The 19,843-nt window shown below is 36.9% G+C and carries 19 protein-coding genes and 1 pseudogene; 18 read left to right on the top strand and 2 right to left on the bottom strand.

The window, feature by feature from the left end:
- The 10 genes from DRF57_RS24040 to DRF57_RS21940 form a co-directional block, all read left to right on the top strand.
- On the top strand, positions 1 to 242 hold a 242-nt coding region (locus DRF57_RS24040; RefSeq protein WP_206607214.1), incomplete at its 5' end, for a hypothetical protein.
- A 169-nt stretch (positions 243 to 411) separates the two neighbouring features.
- Positions 412 to 3,420, top strand: coding sequence for a sensor histidine kinase (locus DRF57_RS21900; RefSeq protein ID WP_115920852.1), 3,009 nt, complete (start codon positions 412 to 414; stop codon positions 3,418 to 3,420).
- 4 nt (positions 3,421 to 3,424) lie between these two features.
- The gene (locus tag DRF57_RS21905; RefSeq protein WP_047496159.1) at positions 3,425 to 4,036 is read left to right on the top strand and encodes a response regulator; all 612 of its coding nucleotides are present in this window, start codon (positions 3,425 to 3,427) and stop codon (positions 4,034 to 4,036) included.
- Positions 4,037 to 4,151: 115 nt separating this feature from the next.
- Positions 4,152 to 5,348: an MFS transporter gene (locus DRF57_RS21910; protein ID WP_115920854.1), complete on the top strand. Its 1,197-nt coding sequence runs from the start codon at positions 4,152 to 4,154 to the stop codon at positions 5,346 to 5,348.
- Between the two features lie 121 nt (positions 5,349 to 5,469).
- A complete protein-coding gene (locus tag DRF57_RS21915) occupies positions 5,470 to 5,946 on the top strand; it encodes a hypothetical protein (RefSeq protein WP_228450375.1) in 477 nt (158 codons plus the stop codon).
- Between the two features lie 182 nt (positions 5,947 to 6,128).
- A complete protein-coding gene (locus DRF57_RS21920; protein ID WP_047496164.1) occupies positions 6,129 to 6,476 on the top strand; it encodes a DoxX family protein in 348 nt (115 codons plus the stop codon).
- Between the two features lie 119 nt (positions 6,477 to 6,595).
- Complete coding sequence (locus DRF57_RS21925; RefSeq protein ID WP_047496342.1) at positions 6,596 to 6,913, top strand: hypothetical protein; 318 nt, start codon at positions 6,596 to 6,598, stop codon at positions 6,911 to 6,913.
- 281 nt (positions 6,914 to 7,194) lie between these two features.
- Positions 7,195 to 7,794, top strand: coding sequence for a Crp/Fnr family transcriptional regulator (locus DRF57_RS21930; protein ID WP_047496167.1), 600 nt, complete (start codon positions 7,195 to 7,197; stop codon positions 7,792 to 7,794).
- Positions 7,795 to 7,860: 66 nt separating this feature from the next.
- Positions 7,861 to 8,481 carry a hypothetical protein gene (locus DRF57_RS21935; protein ID WP_167449397.1) on the top strand — a complete coding sequence of 207 codons (621 nt, stop codon included), beginning with the start codon at positions 7,861 to 7,863 and terminating at the stop codon, positions 8,479 to 8,481.
- 11 nt (positions 8,482 to 8,492) lie between these two features.
- Positions 8,493 to 8,894 carry a DoxX family protein gene (locus tag DRF57_RS21940; RefSeq protein ID WP_115920856.1) on the top strand — a complete coding sequence of 134 codons (402 nt, stop codon included), beginning with the start codon at positions 8,493 to 8,495 and terminating at the stop codon, positions 8,892 to 8,894.
- Positions 8,895 to 9,001: 107 nt separating this feature from the next.
- Here the strand turns inward: DRF57_RS21940 and DRF57_RS21945 are convergent, their stop codons facing one another.
- Entirely contained in the window at positions 9,002 to 9,958 is a 957-nt protein-coding gene (locus DRF57_RS21945) for a helix-turn-helix transcriptional regulator (protein WP_115920858.1), read from the bottom strand.
- A 94-nt stretch (positions 9,959 to 10,052) separates the two neighbouring features.
- Here DRF57_RS21945 and DRF57_RS21950 point away from each other — a divergent pair, with 94 nt between their 5' ends.
- Together DRF57_RS21950 and DRF57_RS21955 are read left to right on the top strand one after the other, a co-directional pair.
- On the top strand, positions 10,053 to 11,171 hold the full coding sequence (locus DRF57_RS21950; RefSeq protein WP_115920860.1) for an FAD-dependent oxidoreductase: 1,119 nt from the start codon (positions 10,053 to 10,055) through the stop codon (positions 11,169 to 11,171).
- 89 nt (positions 11,172 to 11,260) lie between these two features.
- Positions 11,261 to 12,175 (top strand): PhzF family isomerase, encoded by a 915-nt coding sequence (locus tag DRF57_RS21955; protein WP_174772375.1) that lies wholly within the window; start codon positions 11,261 to 11,263, stop codon positions 12,173 to 12,175.
- A gap of 107 nt (positions 12,176 to 12,282) precedes the next feature.
- Here the strand turns inward: DRF57_RS21955 and DRF57_RS21960 are convergent, their stop codons facing one another.
- Positions 12,283 to 12,891, bottom strand: a complete 609-nt coding sequence (locus tag DRF57_RS21960) for a DUF1062 domain-containing protein (RefSeq protein ID WP_115920862.1) — start codon at positions 12,889 to 12,891, stop codon at positions 12,283 to 12,285.
- A gap of 453 nt (positions 12,892 to 13,344) precedes the next feature.
- Between DRF57_RS21960 and DRF57_RS21965 the strand changes: the two genes are divergently transcribed.
- The 6 genes and pseudogenes from DRF57_RS21965 to DRF57_RS21995 all read left to right on the top strand — a co-directional run bounded on the left by DRF57_RS21965 (position 13,345) and on the right by DRF57_RS21995 (position 19,741).
- Entirely contained in the window at positions 13,345 to 14,760 is a 1,416-nt protein-coding gene (locus DRF57_RS21965; RefSeq protein ID WP_115920864.1) for an aldehyde dehydrogenase family protein, read from the top strand.
- Positions 14,761 to 14,864: 104 nt separating this feature from the next.
- The gene (locus DRF57_RS21970) at positions 14,865 to 15,683 is read left to right on the top strand and encodes a helix-turn-helix domain-containing protein (RefSeq protein WP_115920866.1); all 819 of its coding nucleotides are present in this window, start codon (positions 14,865 to 14,867) and stop codon (positions 15,681 to 15,683) included.
- Between the two features lie 141 nt (positions 15,684 to 15,824).
- The gene (locus DRF57_RS21975; protein WP_115920868.1) at positions 15,825 to 16,649 is read left to right on the top strand and encodes an AraC family transcriptional regulator; all 825 of its coding nucleotides are present in this window, start codon (positions 15,825 to 15,827) and stop codon (positions 16,647 to 16,649) included.
- A gap of 186 nt (positions 16,650 to 16,835) precedes the next feature.
- Positions 16,836 to 17,844 (top strand): annotated as a pseudogene (locus tag DRF57_RS21980) (agmatine deiminase family protein).
- A gap of 192 nt (positions 17,845 to 18,036) precedes the next feature.
- Entirely contained in the window at positions 18,037 to 18,624 is a 588-nt protein-coding gene (locus DRF57_RS21990) for a YciE/YciF ferroxidase family protein (protein WP_115920872.1), read from the top strand.
- A 172-nt stretch (positions 18,625 to 18,796) separates the two neighbouring features.
- Positions 18,797 to 19,741: an MBL fold metallo-hydrolase gene (locus DRF57_RS21995; RefSeq protein WP_115920874.1), complete on the top strand. Its 945-nt coding sequence runs from the start codon at positions 18,797 to 18,799 to the stop codon at positions 19,739 to 19,741.
- Positions 19,742 to 19,843: the final 102 nt, after the last annotated feature.

Consider the following 19,843-nt stretch of genomic DNA (forward strand, 5'->3'; position numbering starts at 1 on the left):
GATTCAATAGCGTTGAAATTATTAGCTATCAACAATTTATCAGGGTAAAAATGAGTATCGCCTGGAATAAATCGGATAATTTCAGCTTATTCTGGATTAAAATTATTAACATAAACCCCAATTTTAAAGGATATTTATTCACCATCATTAGAAATAAAACAGGCATTATATGTTTAATTATCAATGGTTATAAAAAAAATACAGATGAAAACAAATCGAAAAATACTGGTTTATCTGTATAATTTCACTATTTTTACGCCGTAAAACAAATTTGTTTAACGATAAAACGCAAAACCTAGAAAACTTAAGTGACAAAAAATTATTTTCAATCATTCTCAATCTTAAAAAAAACTTCGGCTTGTACAAAAACTAATATTAACAAATTTTTGCATTGATATGCAAGAAACATAGATGAGTTTTGCACATATGAGGGTTTGGGCAGTTTTTTTTGCTTTCTTATACTTAAACATTTACGGACAGCGCTATACTTCCACATGGTATAATATAGATAATGGACTTCCACAAAGCAGTGCGAAGGCCATTGCCAAGGATAAATACGGTTTTATCTGGATATCTACGGAAAACGGGCTTGTACGCTATGACGGGATTTCCTTTGTCACGTTTAATAATTTTAAAATAGACAACCTGCATTTCGGGATGTTTATCGGTGATCCTGTTCGGGACAGCATTACAACGCTTACTAATTTTCAGGAGAATAAGATCATCATTAAAAACAGATTTCCCAGGCTCAGTAAGCTCACCCCTGGCGACAGAGTGTCTTATACAAAAGGAAATCAGCTGGTACAAAGAATTGCAAACAATACTATTTCTTCTAATTTTTATAATGACGTTCAGTATTTTATACAGCTTAAAAGTTCAAAGTATATTTTCAGGGAAAAAGATGCCGTCATTTATAAAAATGAAAGAGGAATTGAAACAAGAATATCACTTCCTTTTACCAATGAAGACCTGAACAGTATTTTTGTTCTTAATGAGACTCTTTTCATTAATGATTTTCAGACAAGAAAGACCTATTCTATTCATCATGGAAAACTTTCTGTTTATGACCAGCCAAGTCTTTTTAACGATCCTGAAACTAAAATATACTGGCAGCAGATTACCAATCAGTCATTTATCATCAACAGGAATAATATTTATATTGTAGAGGAAAGCCCAAACGGACCTTCTCTGAAGTTTCTGGTAAAGTATAAGGAAATAGGCAGCCATTCCTACTACTCTATGTATTACGGTAAAAATTTCAACAATCTTTATCTTGGTACTTTGAATAACGGGCTTAATATTCTTCATCTTTCAAACATGTATGTGGCCCGAAAGGAAGCTGATTTTGCAAATAATGTATCCAATGCCTCATTACCCTTCAGTAACAATACAATTATAACGGAGGACGGAACTGAGTTTGGGAAAAATGGCATTGTCCATAAGTATGCGTTCGGGAATAACGATAATTATCTTATGATGTACGACAATTCGGGTAATATTCTGATCCGTAAGAGAAAGAGTATTATAAGATTTTATAAAAATTCCGGGTATAAGAAAAAAGACTCCACTTATATTAAAGAGGGTTTTGAAGATTTTATGAAAAGCGGAAATTTATATGCCCTTTCCCTGTTAAACTCTTCCCGATACCAACTTCAGATTTTTAAAAAGGACCAATTTACAAAACCGGATTATATTTATAGTTTTAAAAGTCCTGTCACCGCTTTTTTTCAATACAGCGAGGGTCACGTTCTGGTAGGCAATAATGAAGGTTTGTATTCGCTGATGTTGGATAAAAATACAGTTCGTCCTTTAATCAAAAATATTTCTGTAAAAAGTATCGTAAAAACAAAGGATAATCTGATCTGGATTATGACCAACAAAAATGGCTTTTACCTTTTTAAAGACCGGAAACTGGTTAAAATGCCCAATGACAGGAATAATTACCTGCAGTCTGCTCATTCTATTCTTGAGGATCAACAGGGGTTTTATTGGATATCCTCGAACAACGGCCTGTATAAAGTTCCTAAAAAGCAACTGATCCAGTATGCCGAAAACAGAAAAAGCCCCGTATTCTATTACCGTTTCACTAAAAAAGATGGTTTTACCTCTAATGAATTCAATGGTAATTCGCAACCTAACGCTTATGCTTTGGAAAATGGGGAATTTATATTCCCTTCCATGGATGGTTTTGTATTTTTCAACCCGGCTCAGGTTCAGACCTATTATCCGGATCCAAAAAAAATCTATATAGAAAGAGCAAAAATCGGTAATGCTGAAACAGTCTATTTTAATACTGTACTCGATCTAAAGAATGATTACAAAACAGCTGATATTTTCATAGATATTCCTTATTTCTCTAATTTTGAAAACCTTTATATAGAGGCCAAAATCTCGGGAGAGGAAGAATCGGACTGGGAAGCGGTGGCTTTGGGAAAAGATTTAAAATATACCATCAGTAACCTCAGCCCGGGAGATTATACGTTAAAGGTGAGGATACTTGCCTCTCCGGATGGAAAATATGAAGAAAAGGCTGTTCAATTCAGGATTGAACCTTATTTTTTCCAAACGCTGTTATTTAAGATATTGCTTTCCATTATTTTTCTTACAGGAATTATCATTATTATCATGCTGATGACCAATCTTCTAAGAACAAAAAACAAAGCCCTGAAGCGAATTGTTCATAACAAAAATTCCAAGCTTAAGGAAACTTCCCTTACGCTTGAAGTGGTAAAAAATGATTTGCAGAAAGAAACAGAATATCAAAAAAAACTGGTGGAAACCATTAGCCATGACATCACTACTCCAATCAGGTTTATTGCGATGCTTTCTCAAAAACTTCATGAATCAGATGATGTAGAACTTCAGAAAAAATATTTTGACAGTATTTACAAATCCTCTGAACAGCTGTACCAGTTCACATTGAATTTAAAGGAATATACAGAACTTTATAAAGCCGAAAACATTTTTGAAGAGCAGGAATATCCTGTCAACAGAATTTTAGAAATCAAGAAAAAATTATTCTGGGAAATCGCAAAGGAAAGAGAAACTGTTATTATTAATTCTACAGAGACTAATATAAACAGCAGAGTGAGTGAAAGTATTCTTTCGGCTATTATCCATAATGTTATTGATAATGCCGTAAAAAATACATTTAAAGGAGAAATTAGTCTTAATATTATAGAGGATGACCAGAAAATCATTATCATAATAGATGATACGGGAACCGGAATGTCTACGGAACAAATAGCCATTTATATGAATTTGTTCAAAAATCCTAAATGGAAAACACCCAGCTTTAAAGGTAAAGGACTGGGTCTGCATATGGTCATCCATCTGGTTAAAAAGATTAATGCTGAGATCAGTTTCAGCCAAAATTTCCCGAAAGGAACCATTGTAGAAATTACCCTCAAAAAAAACTAATTATATGAATGAACGAATTTTAATTGCTGATGATCATTATGTGGTAAGAGCAGGAACAGCCCTTGTTCTTGAATCTGCCTATCCTGAACTGAAAATAGACTTTGCTGAAAATTATGAACAGGTAAAAGAAGCATTGATGTCTCAATATTATCATCTTCTGATCCTGGATATTGATATGCCCGGAACTCAATATAAAAAAATGATCTCTGAACTTAAAAACATACAGAAAGATCTAAAGATTCTTGTGTTTTCAGGATATGATCAGGATGTGGCCATCCAGTATATCAGGGAAGGTGCTGAAGGCTACCTGAACAAACAAAGCAGTGAGGAAGAAATTAAAAATGCAGTGAAAACAGTGATTGAAAAAGGCTATTTTTATCCTGCAGAACTTATCGGTCTGATCATTCAGAATAAGAGAGACAACCCTGTAGAAAAGCTTTCTTCAAGGGAATATGAGATCTTTAAACTGTTAGCTGACGGATACGGAAACCTGGAAATTTCCAATAAACTCAGTATTCAGATGTCTACTGTAAGTACATATAAGAAAAGGATATTTCAAAAACTGGAGGTCAGTAATATTGCAGAGTTGATTAAGGTATATGAGATGATGCATTAATTGGTTTTACCAATAAAAATCATTGAGATAAGCATTTTCAGGATTGGAAAAATATCAGGAAATTCGCAGAACCAAAATTTCTATAATCAAAACTGCATTTTAATTGCAAAAAATCATGAATTCACCTGAAAAAGCAAACCAGGGAAGCCGCCGTTTCCGATATATAAAACTTTGTATTTTCTTTTCAGGGCTTTCTGTATTTGCACAGCTCTATCTTTTTCAGCCCATGCTCCCGATGGCCGCGGAGCAGTTCAATGTAACCGTTGGTGATACTTCTCTGCTCGTTTCTTCATCTACCATAGGAATGGCGTTGGGATTATTGTTTTTTGCTTTTAAGGCAGACAGTTATTCCAGAAAACGACTGATGGCATTTTCGTTGATTTCATCCGCATTATTAACTATTATTTCAACCTGGATTCCCAGTCTCAGCCTTCTTATTGGAATTGGAGTGCTGAAAGGATTTGTGGTTTCCGGTGTTTCTGCTGTCGCCCTAGCCTACCTTACCGAAGAGGTTTATCTCGCTGCAGTGCCCGCTGCCATCAGTATGTATTTAAGTGGCAACACTATTGGAGGGATGAGTGGAAGAATATTGGCTACCATTGCAGCCGGAGAATTCGGATGGCGCAATGCCGTTCTCATCATTGGAGTGGAAAGTCTGATCCTGGGTCTTATTTTCTGGAAACTATTTCCCGAGTCAAAATTCTTCAATCCTCAGAAAACAGATTATCATCAAAAGGTAAAGCAGATGAAAGGATTTCTCATGAACTCCTATATGCTCAGACTGTACTTCATTGCAGCTTTACTGATGGGTGTTTTTGTGAGTGTTTATAATTATCTTACTTTCAGATTAGAAGCAAAACCCTTTTCATTAAGCCATTTTATCATTGCCTTTATATTTCTGATGTATACTTTCGGAGTCTTTGGCACCATGATTACAGGAAAGCTTTCTAAAAGGTTTTCCAAAAATAACATCCTGAAAAGCTTCATTCTTCTAATGCTCTGTGGAATTGGCTTGCTGCTGTCAGAAAATATTTATGTGGTCATCTTTGGACTTGGAGTATTTACACTCTCCTTTTTTGCTGCCCATACTATGGCCAGCCAGATGACAGCACTTCATGCTAAACACGGAAAGTCCTCAGCCACCTCTATTTACTGGTTATTTTATTATTTTGGCTCCAGTATTCTGGGAAGTGGTACCGGATACCTCCTGCATTCATTTTCCTGGAATGTATTTATCTCCGTTCTTATCATTGCCATTATATTGGCTCTTTTACTGTCTACTGCCAATACCTCTTCCCATAGTACCACATAGATACCATATTTCTATTGAATTAAAAATGCTCTAAAGATAGTGTCTATCGACATTTTAACAGTTCATTAATCTTTTAGGTGTGATATTTAACACAATCTTCATTAAAACACTGACTCACAATATGATGCAAGGCATAGTATTTGCTCAATTATATATTACCAGTACCACCTTTAAAAACCAAAATATTATGAACGTAGCAGATCTTAAAATCAAAAATTTAGTCGAGTACAAAAATCAGATTTATACGATCACTGAAATTTTTCAGAGTTTGAAGCAAGCTTATTTTGTTAAAATTGAAAATGACAGTCAGAGCTTTTCAGTTCCGGCAGATTCCATTAAACCTATTCAGATCACGGAAGAGTGGCTTGAAAAACTCGGTTTTTCAAGGACATACAGCTCAGATCAGAGAATACGGTATGAAAGACCTGAAACATTTATCAAATACGATATAGACCTGAGTTCCAGGAAAATACTGGAGGGGCTCAAAATATATGGCAATTCTATAAAATGCAAATATATCCATGAGTTCCAGAATATTTTTTCCTGTTTATTTGGGAAAGAGCCTTCATTACATTACGGTTATCTGGAAACAAAATAGTATTAAATAGTTCTTAGTAGTAGAAGCCACAGTTTATAAAATTGTGGCTTTTATCTTTTTACTCCCTTTAGAATAAGAATGAATTGTAACTTCCGAAAAATTCACCATTCAAAAACCATTCTTTTCACGCATATTTGTTATACTGCTTTATTTAAAGCAGCTGATTTTATAAAATACACATTATGATTCTAAAGATTATTAGTTCAATACTTATCCTGGGAGCTGTATTCATGGGATTCAAACAAGGAAGTGCTATGTTTTCCGGAAAACCTGAAATGATGGAGATGTTCGGAAAATGGGGATTCAACCGAACAGCACTCATGATCAATGGAGCTGTTACAATTCTGGCTTCAGTGATGATTTTATTTCCCAGGACATTTGTTTGGGGAAATTTCCTGATGGCAGCGGGTATCCTCCTGATTATCTGCTTTCACCTTATGGACAAAGATTTTAAAGGAGTAGCCATTGAGCTTCCCTTTTTATTTCTTAACCTTCTGATCGTTTACCTGCAACATCCTCTTAAAACTTAACTGAGATGATAAAATATATACTCATAACCATTTTTGCGACAAGCTTCTCTCTGACCGCTTGTGGACAGGTTAAAGAAAATCAAAAAAAGACAACACCCTCTATATCAAAACAACACACAATGGACCTATCAAAAATAACAGACGAAACTGTACGCCATGCCATAGAAGCACTGCAAACCGGAGATCAGAAATGGTATAGCTTCTTTATAGAAAATCCAGTGATGACAGATGACGGCAATACCGTTGATTTTACCACTTTCTTCTCCAAAGCCCTAGGTAAAGAATATTTTCTCAGCATAGACCGTATAGAAAATGAAGGAAAGGATATTTACGGAAATTTTAAAGCCGGACAATGGGGAACATTTCCTGTATTCTTTAAGTTCCATAAAAATGCTGAAGGTAAATTTGAAAGATTGGATATTGGACAGGCAAAGTAAGTACAATAAAAAGCCGTTCCATTAATCAGACGGCTTTACAAAAAACTTATTTCTCTAAAGTACCTCCATCCAATTTACGATCACTGTTACATTATAGAAATCTGCAAATCCATAATTAGGTAATCATCTGTTTCAGTATATAGCCGGCATTAGAAACTGGCTTACAACCAGCGGATGGTCTGTATTGGGAATCTATTTACAACAATTCATTTTTGAATATTTCCTTACATTTGCGCCTCTGCTGTTGATTTTCTTTCCCAAGCAGAATTCAAAATTTCATTATGGATACAGATATAATCATTTCACAGTTGATAGAACATTTTAGAGAAATTGTACCTTTAAAAGACTCTGATATTGATGCTATCCTTCCCAAATTAGAAATTATACAGCTTAAAAAGAAAGACCATCTGCTGCATGAAGGACAGATTTCAAGAAGTATGCGGTTTATAGCAGAAGGAAGCCTCTATGCTTATCATATTGATGAAAAGGGTAAAGAAAATATTACGCAGCTGGGTATTGAAAACTGGTGGGTTAATGATCTTTACAGCTATCTGAGTGAGCTTCCATCAAGAATGTTTATCCGGGCTAATGAAAAAACTACGGTGATCCAGATCAGCAAGAATAACCTGGAACTGCTGTATAAAGAAGTTCCTGCTATTTCTGAATTCTGGCGACTGAAAATGCAGAGTGCATATGTTACACTGCAGGAAAGAACATTTGAGCATTCCAGAGTGGATGCCTACACAAAATACAGGACATTTGTTACCACTTACCGCAATATTGAGCAGCGTTTTCCTCAATATATGATTGCTTCCTACCTAGGAATTACAGTTGAATACCTGAGTTATCTTAGAAAAAAACACCTGTCTGACCTTTCTTAAGATTTCTTAAGTTTATTCCGCACAGCCCTGAATAATTTTGCTCACAGAAAATTTAATGAGTGAAATATGAAGGCAAAATTAATAGTGATCATGGCTCTTGCAGCAGTTTCAACCCAACTGAATGCACAGAAGCTTAGCTATACTCCCGACCTTGTTTTGGGACACCGTTCCTACACCTATATGCATAATGTCAACTATCAAATCAATGAGAGGTTGAAATTAAACAATCTTACTTTATTTGATACCGAATACACCAAGGACCAAGACAATATATTCTTTATAAGAAATACCCTGACTTATAGTTTTACTAAAAAAATCAGTCTGAATGGTGCTTTCGGAGTGAAAAATCCAGGTGCATTCTTCAGCCTTTACGCTCAGTACCGGATGGTTCAGCCCTCCTACTCTTTCTCTTATTCTATAGGTGCAACTTATCAGAAAGGATTTTCCCTGGAACAGTCTGTATCATTTGAATATACCCCGCAGCTCAGGGAAAACCTCAAAGGATACTTCAGTGTCCTGGCTATTGGAAATCTTGACAATACCGGCTATCCGAGAGGGTTACAATTCATCCGGCTTGGCGTAAAACAGGATAAGATGATGTATGGTATAGCCTCCAATTTTGATCAGTTTAATAATAGCAAAAAGACATTGGAGAACATCGGGGCTTTTGTAAAATATAATTTTTAAATAATAATAAAATGAAAAAGAACATTGATTTAGGTATTCTGATCAGCAGAATTGCCATTGGATTTCCCATGTCTGTGTACGGGATTAATAAATTGATACACGGAATTGGATTTATTCAGGATATGATGACCCAGCACGGCTTACCGTCATTCTTTGCGTATGGGGTATTTGCAGGTGAAATTATAGCCCCTCTTATGATCATTATAGGATTCCGGATACGTCTTGCAGGAATAATCTTTGCGGCAAACTGCTTTACAGCCATTATACTGGCACAAACAGCAAATATATTTAAGCTGAATGAATTTGGAGGCTGGGCACTGGAGTTACTTGCTATTTATTTACTTATAGGAGTGAGTTTCTTCTTTACCGGAGCCGGAAAATATGCCGTTTCAAATCATACTCGATGGGATTAAAACCGGATAAAGGGATTCCCCTTTTATTCTGACAAATCCTAAAATTCAGATTTAATTTTATCACAAAGGTCATTTCATTTTTGAAACGGCCTTTGTGGTTTTAGTTTTTAAACCATTGAATACTGTTTTGGGTTCATCCCGATGTGCTCTTTAAATATTTTTGAAAAATGGCCCAGATTAGAGAACCCTAGTTTGTATCCTACTTCTGAAACGGAATACTTTTTCTCTTTCAGCAATAGCGCAGCTTCCTTCATTCTGAATTCCTGATAATAATTAAAAATACTGTTCCCAAAAATCTGTCTGAACAGTCGTTTGAGCTTGGTAGCACTCATTCCGGCTTCTGCAGCCAGCTCTTTTATAACAGGAGGAATTTCCAATTGCTCAAGAATTTTTGCCCGTATCATATACATAGTTTCAATATCATGGATATTCAGTGCGTAGAGATGTTTTTCATTCCGCTTTTCCAATTCTATCAATAGTCTGCAAATCAGCTCTTCAGCTTTTAGTCTTAAAAAAAACAGCTTAAAAGTCTCATCTATCTCTTCAGAAATGATCTCATTGACAACATTTTGCAGAGAAGGATCGATCATATGTTCAAATAGAAAGGGTTCCGTATTTTCCACCAGGCTTTTCAGTACCGGTGACTGATCTGATACCTGAAACAAGCTTTTCAGGTAATCCGCATCCACTTCTATATTAATCGTGTTTTTATTAGAATGAATAGGAATAAACTTATCGGTATTAAGGCGGCTCGTTGCCACCATAACAGAAGGCATTTCAGCTGGATTTCCTCCCGAAGAGATTTTTGTTTTGGGAAAAATATGCTGAAACTTAAAAAAGAGCATCCTTTTAGCCATATTTACATCCGGATTTTCAATGATCAGATCTTCATACAGCTCATAATTACTAATAAGCATCCGGATATGTTTATTAAAGATCAATCCTGTGCAATATCCTTTTCCAAACCGGGATGGAATCTCCAGCTTTCTCTGTTTTATTTCCGAGCCCAGTAAACCGGCCAGGTTTTTCAGAATATGGGGAACCGTTTGATCAATCGTATCCATAAAAGTCTTTTACAGCTATTTTTAAGTCTAATATAATTATTTTATCTCTAAAATGACACAGAAATTTGTATCCATATTTAATAGCACAACAATTATGTTACTCAGAGACAAAAAAGTAGCCATTATTGGAGCTGGTCCTGTTGGGCTGACTATGGCAAAATTACTTCAGCAAAAAGGTATTGAAGTGACCGTATATGAAAGAGATAAATATCCCCAGGCCAGAATCTGGGGAGGAACGCTGGATCTGCACAAAGATTCCGGACAGAAAGCTATGAAAAAGGCAGGATTACTGGAAGCTTATTATAAAACCGCTTTACCCATGGGTATTACCATCGCTGACGAACAAGGGAAAACTCTGTTCACCAAACCAATCACCCCTGAAAACCAGTTTGACAATCCTGAAATCAACAGAAATAACCTGAGAACAATACTCCTTGAAAGCTTACCCCATGATTCAGTAAGTTGGGATAGAAAATGCATCGACCTTAAGGTTTGCGGCGGGAAATGGCTACTGCTTTTTGAGAACGGACTACAAGCTACAGCAGATCTTGTCATTGGCGCTAACGGAGGTATGTCTGCCATGAGGAAGTTTGTGACTGACACAGCAATTGAAGAAACCGGAACCATCATTATTCAGGGGGATATTCCCCATCCTGAAACAGATTGTCCCGAATTTTATCAGTTATGCAACGGAAACAGGTTGATGGCAGCTTTTCAGGGTACGTTATTGGTCGTAAACCCTGACAATAACGGCGCATTAACTTATGGTGTAATCTTCAAAAAACCTGATAATGCCGAAGATAATCTCCAGGATACAGACGATATCCGCAAATTTCTTCTGAAAAATTTCGCCCTTTGGGACAAACGTTATCAAAACCTGGTTCAGCTGACACCCTCTTTTTTGAGCTTACCAACCAGAAAATTACCATTGAGCACGCTTTGGAAAACTGATCGACCTTTACCGATAACCCTTATCGGAGATGCTGCTCACCTTATGCCTCCTTTTGCCGGCCAGGGCGTCAATACAGGATTGATGGATGCTCTCATATTATCCGGAAATCTCACTGACGGAAGCTATGATTCTTTACAGGCAGCTATTAATGACTACGAACAGCAAATGTTTATCTATGCTTCCGAAGCCCAGATTTCATCTTCCAGAAATGAAATAGAAATGCGCCATCCTGATTTTTCTTTTACCCAGTTAATCAACTAGATCATTTGTTCTAAAAACGCAAATACACCTCTGAAAAAAGGCATTTTACAACACATTTATCCTTACCTTTACGTTGAACTTAATATTGTATGATGAAGGAAGTAATTGTGTATCAAATTGACTCTTTTACTAAAGAAAAATTCAAAGGAAACCCTGCGGGGGTAGTTTTAAATGCAGAAAATCTGACCACTGCAGAAATGCAACTGATAGCCCGGGAACTCAACAATTCAGAGACAGCATTTGTTTTCCGCCCCACTACTCTGGAACAAAATTTCGACTACCATGTAAGGTATTTTACTCCAACAACAGAGGTTCCTTCCTGCGGACATGCCACTATTGCGGCATTATATGCAAAAGCAATGGAAGATCAGCTGGAATCCTGTACCATCAGAATAATGACCCAAATCGGAATTTTACCTATTAGGATTGAAAAACAGGATCACGAATATCAAATCACAATGACACAGGGACGTTTTGAGCTAAGCCCCATCTTTGATCCGCTAACGACGCAAAATATTGTTCATGCATTAGGATTGACAATGGAAGATCTTGATGAGAAATGCCCTGTACAAATTGCTTCGACAGGCCACTCAAAGGTTATGATCGGTATTAAAAGCCGGAACATTTTAAATCATCTTCAGCCTGATCTTATGGCTTTAGCCCAGCTGAGTAAAGTGATCAGCTGCAATGGCTATTTTGTATTTACTTTTGATTCCGATGATAAGGAAATCCTGACCTATGGAAGAATGTTTGCCCCGGCAATCGGCATTTCAGAAGATCCTGTTACCGGAAATGCCAATGGACCTTTGGGAGGCTATCTTATTCAAAATAAAATCATCAGTACTGCCGACAATACTTTCCAATTTACAGGTACACAAGGCGAAGCTATCAACCGTATTGGAAAAGTGCAGGTGGAAGTTAAGCTAAAAGACAGTGCTATTCCCGATATTGTCAGTATTACAGGCAATGCCGTAAATGTATTCAGGACTGTGATGCATATCTAATATTTTCGACCGCAAAAACATCGTAAAAAATAAAATATTCAATAACAAAAGCCTCCGGACTACTGATCCGGAGGCTCTGTTTGTCAGATTGAATTATGACTGAAATTCTATCCGTTTTCAAAACAAATATTTCTGAATTTTTCTATATCAATATACACAATACCTCCATCCTTAATTCTATGACTCTTCTGTATAGACTTACCCTGAAAAGATAAGGCATCAGCTTCTATCAGCTGATTTAATTTACTGACAGAAAGACCTAAACATATCCGGATCACAGAATATACTTTAAGACTAAAATCAAAAGGGGATTTAAGTGTAACCGGTAGTATTTCATACCCGGAATTTAAAATATCATCCAGTGTGGGATGTTGTATATCATATTCGACACTCTCCGCATCATACTCAACATTATTTTTTCTTCTTGTTTCGAGGGAAAATGCATATTCCCAGGCCGTTTCTGTATTATTTTCTGAAAATTTAATGAAGAGGGTTTTGCTTATTGATTCTGTTCTGACGCGGGAGAAAATGGTCATATTAAAGGTATTTTTACATTGTACACATCGGTATATCAACCAGATATCAATATTCTTTTTTTGAGCGTTCAGTCTGAATTTATCACTGCAATAAAACCTGTCGCTATTACAATGACTGCATTTCTTCTTTAAGAGGGGAGTATTTTTAGCTTTTACCTCCCATATATATTGCTGACTCATTACTTATTCTATAATCGTGCTTAGTATTCTTTAGTTAAGTTTTAACATAGCAGTCAAAGGAATTACAGCATTAAGATCATGGATCAAAAGCTGAAATATCAGATTTTGTTGCTTCTAAAAAAGCAACGAAATGAATACTATGTTTAAATGAAAACCTGCCCAGGTAGAATTACCTGAACAAAAGAATGATCAGCCTGTGGCTTGTGAGGCTGATACTAAGCGAATATAGGTTTACGAGTCGTTCCCAAAACGTTGATCTATTTATATTATTGAAGTAAAAATAATGAATATTTATCAAACAGCCGAAAAATAAATTAATGTTTATCAGTATTAGGCTCAGGTAATTGTATCTATTGAAATCACAATGAACCATACAACAAACAAAAATTGAACTGTACAACAAAATTATCTTTTGTATTTCGGACGAACTTTGTGGTATTAAAATCAAACAAAATGATACAGATTAATAAAATTTACATCAACGGCGAATTTGTTTCGCCACAAGGGACAGATACTTTTGATCTTATTGATCCTACGACCAACCGGAAAACCGGAGAAGTGATATTGGGAAACGAGGAAGATACCAAAGCGGCCATTGCTGCAGCAAGAGAAGCCTTTAAAACCTTTTCAAAGACGACCAAAGCAGAACGTATTGTTTTACTGAAAAAGCTTCATGAGGCAGTCAGCAAGCGGGAAGAAGAACTAGTCTCCACCATGGTTAAAGAATATGGGGGCAGTCTTCAGTTTTGTAAAATGAGTGTACAAAATGCCATTTCCGCTTTTACAACCACTATTGAAATACTGGAATCTTTTGACTTTGAAAGAACCGCAGGACATTCAAAAGTACGTTTTGAACCATTAGGTGTGGTAGGAATTATTACTCCATGGAATGCCAGCAACAGCTTTATATGCAACAAGTTGGCTACAGCAATCGCTGCCGGCTGTACGGCAGTGATTAAACCCAGTGAAATGAGTGCCCAACAAACCCAGCTAATTGCAGAATGTTTCCATGAAGCCGGATTACCAAAGGGTGTTTTTAATATGGTTAATGGTTTAGGAAATGTAGTAGGAACTGAAATTACAAATCATTCTGATATTGCTAAAATATCTTTCACAGGATCCACAATTACTGGAAAAACCATTGCTAAAGGAGCAGTGGATACCATGAAAAGGGTAACCCTGGAACTTGGTGGAAAATCTCCTAATATTATTCTGGAGGACGCAGATCTTGACAAGGCTGTCCCCATGGCTGTTTTTGGAGCTTATATGAATAACGGACAGGCATGTATCGCCCCTACCCGTCTGCTCGTTCCTCAAAATAAACTGAATGAGGTCAACGAGCTCGCAAAACAGGCTGTCCGGAATGTGAAGGTAGGACAGCCAAATGAAGAAGATACCACCGTTGGTCCCATGGTCAGTGCAAAACAATATGAACGGGTACAGACTTACATCAGACTGGGACAAAGCGAGGGTGCTACCCTACTGGCAGGAGGTGAAGGAAAACCTGAAGGTCTTGAGGATGGTCATTTTGTAAAGGCCACTATTTTTACAAATGTTCGTAATGATATGCGTATTGCCAGAGAGGAAATATTTGGTCCTGTATTATCTATCATTCCTTATCAAAACGAAGAGGAAGCTATCAAAATCGCGAATGACACCCCTTATGGATTAGCAGCTTATATCAGTTCTTCCAGCAAAGAACATGCAGAGCATGTTGCGGCTCAGATTGATGCAGGCAGAATCTGCATTAATGGATTTGCCCATGATCCGCTTGCTCCCTTCGGTGGTTTTAAGCAAAGCGGTATCGGCCGTGAATATGGTGTTTTTGGATTGGAAGCCTATTTAGAACCCAAAGCTATTTTAGCATAACAAAAGCTTTTTCCTTGCAGCCAGGCAACTTTTTATACGTTCCTGTAATGGGGGAAAAGTTTGTAAGTTTGAATAAGAATCAATAGAAAATTACCTTTTAAGCCATGAATGATCAGAAAGCAGTTTGGCCTGTTAATTACTCCTGTCACTTTTCAGAGTTCCGGGAAGGAGAACAGTTCACACAAATTCACAGTCTGGGGTTAGTCCTTTCCGGTGAAATGGAACTGGATGATGGAAGTACAAAAACCGTCTTTAAAGAAGGAGAACTTTATTCTGCACGTAAAAACCGTCTTTTAAAATTCGCAAAATACCCACCCAAAAATGGGGAGATTAAAACGGTAACTCTATATTTTGACGATGCTGTATTACAGGATTTCAGCAGAGAATATGAATATTCGGCAGAGAAAAAAGAAAATATCTCCACATTTATAAAACCGGACAGCCAGCCATTGCTCTCTTTTATGCGCTCTCTTCTTCCCTACGAAGAATTATTGAGTACCTCCACCTCAACAGAGCTTATTCGCCTGAAACAAAAGGAAGCATTAATTCTGATGCTCGCTTATGATCCGGATCTTAAAGATGTTCTGTTTGACTTTTCAGAACCTTATAAAATTGATATTAAATTATTTATGGATAAAAATTTCCATTTTAATGCCAAGATTGAACGCTTTGCCTATTTAACAGGAAGAAGCTTATCTACTTTTAAAAGGGATTTTCAAAAGAGTTTTGGGATACCGCCAAGACAATGGTTACAGCTTCGGAGACTGAAGGAGGCGCATATTTTACTTTCACAACAAGATAAGCCCGTCTCTGATATTTACCTGGAATTGGGGTTTGAAAACCTTTCCCATTTTTCTTTTGCATTTAAAAAACAATTCGGGTATTCTCCCAGTACAGTTCAGGCCCAAAAGCTAAAAAAATAAAGACGGATCCTGTCTATTACTTATATTTGAAAGCAAATTGCATCCTCAACAAAAATGAAGAATCTAAATGAGCAATATAAAGATGAACTGAATCTTCAAAAAATTGGATTAATAAAATGTAGAAAATAAAAAACCTTGTTTATGGAAGACAATTTAAACTGTATTTACAGGGTCATTCATTTTATGGAGAACAATTACGATCAGCAGATCTCTGTAAAAGATCTGGAAGATGTATCCCACTACTCTTACAGAAATATACAGCGTATTTTCAAATACAGTTGCGGAGAAACCATAGGGGCTTTTCAGCAAAGGCTGAAAGTGGAAAATGCCTATAAACGCATCCTTTATACCCAGGAAAGTCTGACCGCCATTGGTATTGAAGTAGGATTTGCCAATATAGCCTCGTTTTCGAAGGCTTTCAAACAGCATTTTGGCATTTCCCCTAAAGCAGCAAAACTGAGCAGGGAAAAGCTCCTTTGCGGACCGGATCTGATTCCTGTAACATCCGATATATTGCTGGAACCTGAAATTGTATACCTACAATCAATACCCGTATATTATCAAAGTACCCCAACTTATTACAACAATGAGGAGATTGAGGTATTATGGGAAAAATTTACACAAAATGAATTTCCTGTTTCCGGCACTGAGTATTTCGGGGTTATTGCAGATGAACCATTGATCAAAACTGAGATAAACTGTCGCTATGATGCCTGTGCCAGCATGCAGGCTCAAAATAAAAAATTGCCTTCAAAAAAGATATTCGGGGGCCAATATGCCCGTTTTGCCCATATGGGAAGCTATGAAACGATAGATGAAACTTACACGAAAATCTATTCCCGCTGGATTTTCAATTCCGGTCTCGAATTTTCTCATACCCCTATTATAGAAAAATATGAAAGACATGCTGATCATACAGATAATCAGGAAGAACAGCTCACTTATATTTTTTTACCTCTGAAGTAAGTTGTCAATTTCGGACAACTTTGAAAGCATCAATCGATCTAATTTTGCCCTATCAAAAACAGATACATTATGCAAACAAAGAAAATCCCATTCTTATTATTACCCGTTCTTTTATTCTCCTGTACACAAACAGATGTAACAGATAATCCGGGTACGACTGATCCAGCAGGCACTGTTGTTTATAAAATGCCTGAAGAATCAGCTCCACATGAAGGAACCTGGCTTCAATGGCCACATGAATATCAATATGGTGCCACCTACCGCAAGCGCCTGGATCCAACGTGGGTAGCCATGACCAAGGAGTTGGTACAGAGCGAAAAAGTCCATATTATAGCGTATGATAATGCAGAAAAACAGCGTATCACAGCATTTACTGACCAATGCAGGCGTTCCACTTACGAATGTCAATTTTAAACTGTATCCAACGGATGACTTTTGGGTAAGAGATAACGGTCCCATTTATGTAAAGGATAACAATGGAAACTTATTTATTCAGGATTGGGGGTTCAACAGATGGGGTAATAAGGCGGAATACAGCAACTGTAATTCAGTTCCTTCTAAAATAGCCACAGATACCAATATTCCAAAAATTGATCTCAATTCCGTAATGATTAATGAGGGTGGAAGTGTAGAAATTGATGGAAACGGAGTATTAATGGCTTGTAAGAGTTCTATCCTTAATACCAATAGGAACCCGGGAATGACCCAACAGCAGGCAGAAGCTATATTTACCAAAAATTTAGGAGTAACGAAATTTATCTGGCTGCAGGGAAAAGCAGGCCTGGACATCACAGATATGCATATTGACGGGTTTGCCAGATTTGCCAATTCATCCACCATTGTTACCATGGACTCTGATGATCTGGCTTATTGGCAGGTTCCCGATGGTGATATTACCCAACTGTACGGTGCTACAGGAAAAAATGGCGCCGCTTATCAGTTTGTAAAGATTCCTTTGACCCAATATGATGTAATGACCACCTATGGAAAAAATGTAGGCCGTGCTTCCTATATTAACTATTACATCGCTAATAACCGTGTATTAGTACCTAATTATAACGATCCTAATGATGCAGTAGCCAACGAGATCATCCAACGCCTCTATCCGGATAAAAAAGTAGTAGGCATTGATTGTCGTAATTTATTTGCCAACGGAGGAATGGTACATTGTGTGACACAGCAGCAGCCGAAATAAAAAATCATATATATCCTAAAAACCTGGTGGTCAGATTTGATCACCAGGTTTTCAATATTATTACAGCTAATGTAAAGAATCTGTTTTTCCAGAGTACTGTCGCTTCTTTCGGTTTTTTTCAAAATCACTACTATGAAGCCCCTATGGTCTTAAAATTGTAGGTATACAGTGAACAACACTAAATCTAATATTATGGCAACCAAAACCACCACAAAAAGAACAGTCACCAAAAAAGCACCGACAAGCAAATCGTCACCAGTAAAAAAAACAGCCAAAACTCCGGCTAAAAAAAATGCAGCCAAAGAGCTGAAAGATCTGTTTGAAGATTCGCTGAAAGACATCTATTGGGCGGAAAAAGCATTAGTTAAGGCATTACCTAAGATGCAAAAAAATGCAACAGATAAAAGACTTAAAACAGCCATTGAAAATCACTTAATGGAGACCCAGATTCATGTAAAAAGACTGGAAGAATGTTTTAAATCCCTGAAAAAAAAGGCAACGGCAAAAAAATGCGATGCCATGCAGGGGCTCTTGGATGAAGGTAAAAGTATTATGGAAGAAACAGCTCCCGGATCGGTAAGGGATGCCGGTATTATCGCTGCAGCACAGAAAGTGGAGCATTATGAAATTGCTACTTACGGAATATTGGCAGCCTATGCTAAGGTTCTTAAAGAAAATTTCTGTCTCAAAAATTTCCTGGCCACCCTTAACGAAGAAAAAAAATGCGATGCCCTTTTAACAAAAGTAGCAGATACAAGGCTTAATACTAAAGCTTTATAGCCGATGCGCTGTTTAAAATATGATGAAAAGAGGTCTGTTATAGATCTCTTTTCGTTTTTATCTCAGCTTCATCAGAGTAGTTTTATGAATGTAATAAGGGATATAATCGCCAAAAAATAATGTAAATTTGCCCTATCCTACCGTAAAAGGTAGATTCTTAGCTTTAGATCACATGAAAAAAACAGCATTTTCTTTACTGGCCTTCTTGATGCATATGGCCTGCCAGGCTCAAAACTTTGACCTTATTCCATTAGGTATATATGGTGGAGAGCAAGAAGATAACCTATCAGCTTATTTGGTGGGAGCACCGAAAGACAGTACGTTCCTATCCCTTGATGCAGGAACAATAAATACAGGAATACGGAAAGCAATTCAATTGAAAAGCCTTAACGGACCGGAAGAGACCGTTCTAAAAAACCAAATAAAAGGATATTTTATCTCACACGGTCATTTGGATCATTTATCAGGTCTTATTATCAATTCTCCGGCTGATGCAAAAAAGGATATTTTTGCTATAGCTCCGGTTATTCAAATTCTGCAAAATCATTATTTTATCACAGATACCTGGATTAATTTTGCCGATCAGGGCCAAAAGCCTATGCTTGGAAAATACCATTATAATGAACTTCAGGAAGGAAAAGAAATCGCAGTACAGAAAACACCTCTTTTTATAACGGCATATGAACTAAGCCATGTCAATCCTTATAAAAGCAGTGCCGCACTGGTCAGAAAAGACGACCATTATCTGCTTTATTTAGGGGATACCGGTGCCGATCGGGTGGAAAAATCTGATCAGCTCAATAAGCTTTGGGACACTGCAGCCCCACTTATAAGAAAAAGACAGTTAAACACGATATTAATAGAGGTTTCTTTCCCAAACAGCCAACCTGAAAACCTTCTGTTTGGCCACCTCACTCCTAATCTGCTGCTGGAAGAACTGCAGAAACTGAAAGAAAAAACAGGACAAAAGAATCTGGAAGGTTTAAATATCGTAGTTACCCACAGAAAGCCGACAAAAGACAATCCTGAAATTATTAAAGCAGAATTACTGAAAAACAATCCGTTAAAAGTAAATTATATCTTCCCCGAACAAGGCAAAAAAATTAATTTACCCTAACAATTTATTAAAGATGAGACTATCCTGTCTCATCTTTTTTATTACTCATGTTCTCATACATAAAGAGAGTACCCAATAGGTCTGTTTGAAATTATTTTTTGA

Source organism: Chryseobacterium rhizosphaerae, assembly GCF_003385455.1.
GTDB classification, from domain to species: domain Bacteria; phylum Bacteroidota; class Bacteroidia; order Flavobacteriales; family Weeksellaceae; genus Chryseobacterium; species Chryseobacterium rhizosphaerae.

Coding starts and splice junctions, on each gene's coding strand:
- DRF57_RS21955 (WP_174772375.1), top strand. CDS start 11,261: ATGATGAAGGAAGTAATTGTGTATCAAATTGACTCTTTTACTAAAGAA.
- DRF57_RS21935 (WP_167449397.1), top strand. CDS start 7,861: ATGAAGGCAAAATTAATAGTGATCATGGCTCTTGCAGCAGTTTCAACC.
- DRF57_RS21995 (WP_115920874.1), top strand. CDS start 18,797: ATGAAAAAAACAGCATTTTCTTTACTGGCCTTCTTGATGCATATGGCC.
- DRF57_RS21940 (WP_115920856.1), top strand. CDS start 8,493: ATGAAAAAGAACATTGATTTAGGTATTCTGATCAGCAGAATTGCCATT.
- DRF57_RS21925 (WP_047496342.1), top strand. CDS start 6,596: ATGGACCTATCAAAAATAACAGACGAAACTGTACGCCATGCCATAGAA.
- DRF57_RS21975 (WP_115920868.1), top strand. CDS start 15,825: ATGGAAGACAATTTAAACTGTATTTACAGGGTCATTCATTTTATGGAG.
- DRF57_RS21905 (WP_047496159.1), top strand. CDS start 3,425: ATGAATGAACGAATTTTAATTGCTGATGATCATTATGTGGTAAGAGCA.
- DRF57_RS21915 (WP_228450375.1), top strand. CDS start 5,470: ATGATGCAAGGCATAGTATTTGCTCAATTATATATTACCAGTACCACC.
- DRF57_RS21910 (WP_115920854.1), top strand. CDS start 4,152: ATGAATTCACCTGAAAAAGCAAACCAGGGAAGCCGCCGTTTCCGATAT.
- DRF57_RS21970 (WP_115920866.1), top strand. CDS start 14,865: ATGAATGATCAGAAAGCAGTTTGGCCTGTTAATTACTCCTGTCACTTT.
- DRF57_RS21950 (WP_115920860.1), top strand. CDS start 10,053: ATGTTACTCAGAGACAAAAAAGTAGCCATTATTGGAGCTGGTCCTGTT.
- DRF57_RS21930 (WP_047496167.1), top strand. CDS start 7,195: ATGGATACAGATATAATCATTTCACAGTTGATAGAACATTTTAGAGAA.
- DRF57_RS21990 (WP_115920872.1), top strand. CDS start 18,037: ATGGCAACCAAAACCACCACAAAAAGAACAGTCACCAAAAAAGCACCG.
- DRF57_RS21900 (WP_115920852.1), top strand. CDS start 412: ATGAGTTTTGCACATATGAGGGTTTGGGCAGTTTTTTTTGCTTTCTTA.
- DRF57_RS21920 (WP_047496164.1), top strand. CDS start 6,129: ATGATTCTAAAGATTATTAGTTCAATACTTATCCTGGGAGCTGTATTC.
- DRF57_RS21965 (WP_115920864.1), top strand. CDS start 13,345: ATGATACAGATTAATAAAATTTACATCAACGGCGAATTTGTTTCGCCA.
- DRF57_RS21960 (WP_115920862.1), bottom strand. CDS start 12,891: ATGAGTCAGCAATATATATGGGAGGTAAAAGCTAAAAATACTCCCCTC.
- DRF57_RS21945 (WP_115920858.1), bottom strand. CDS start 9,958: ATGGATACGATTGATCAAACGGTTCCCCATATTCTGAAAAACCTGGCC.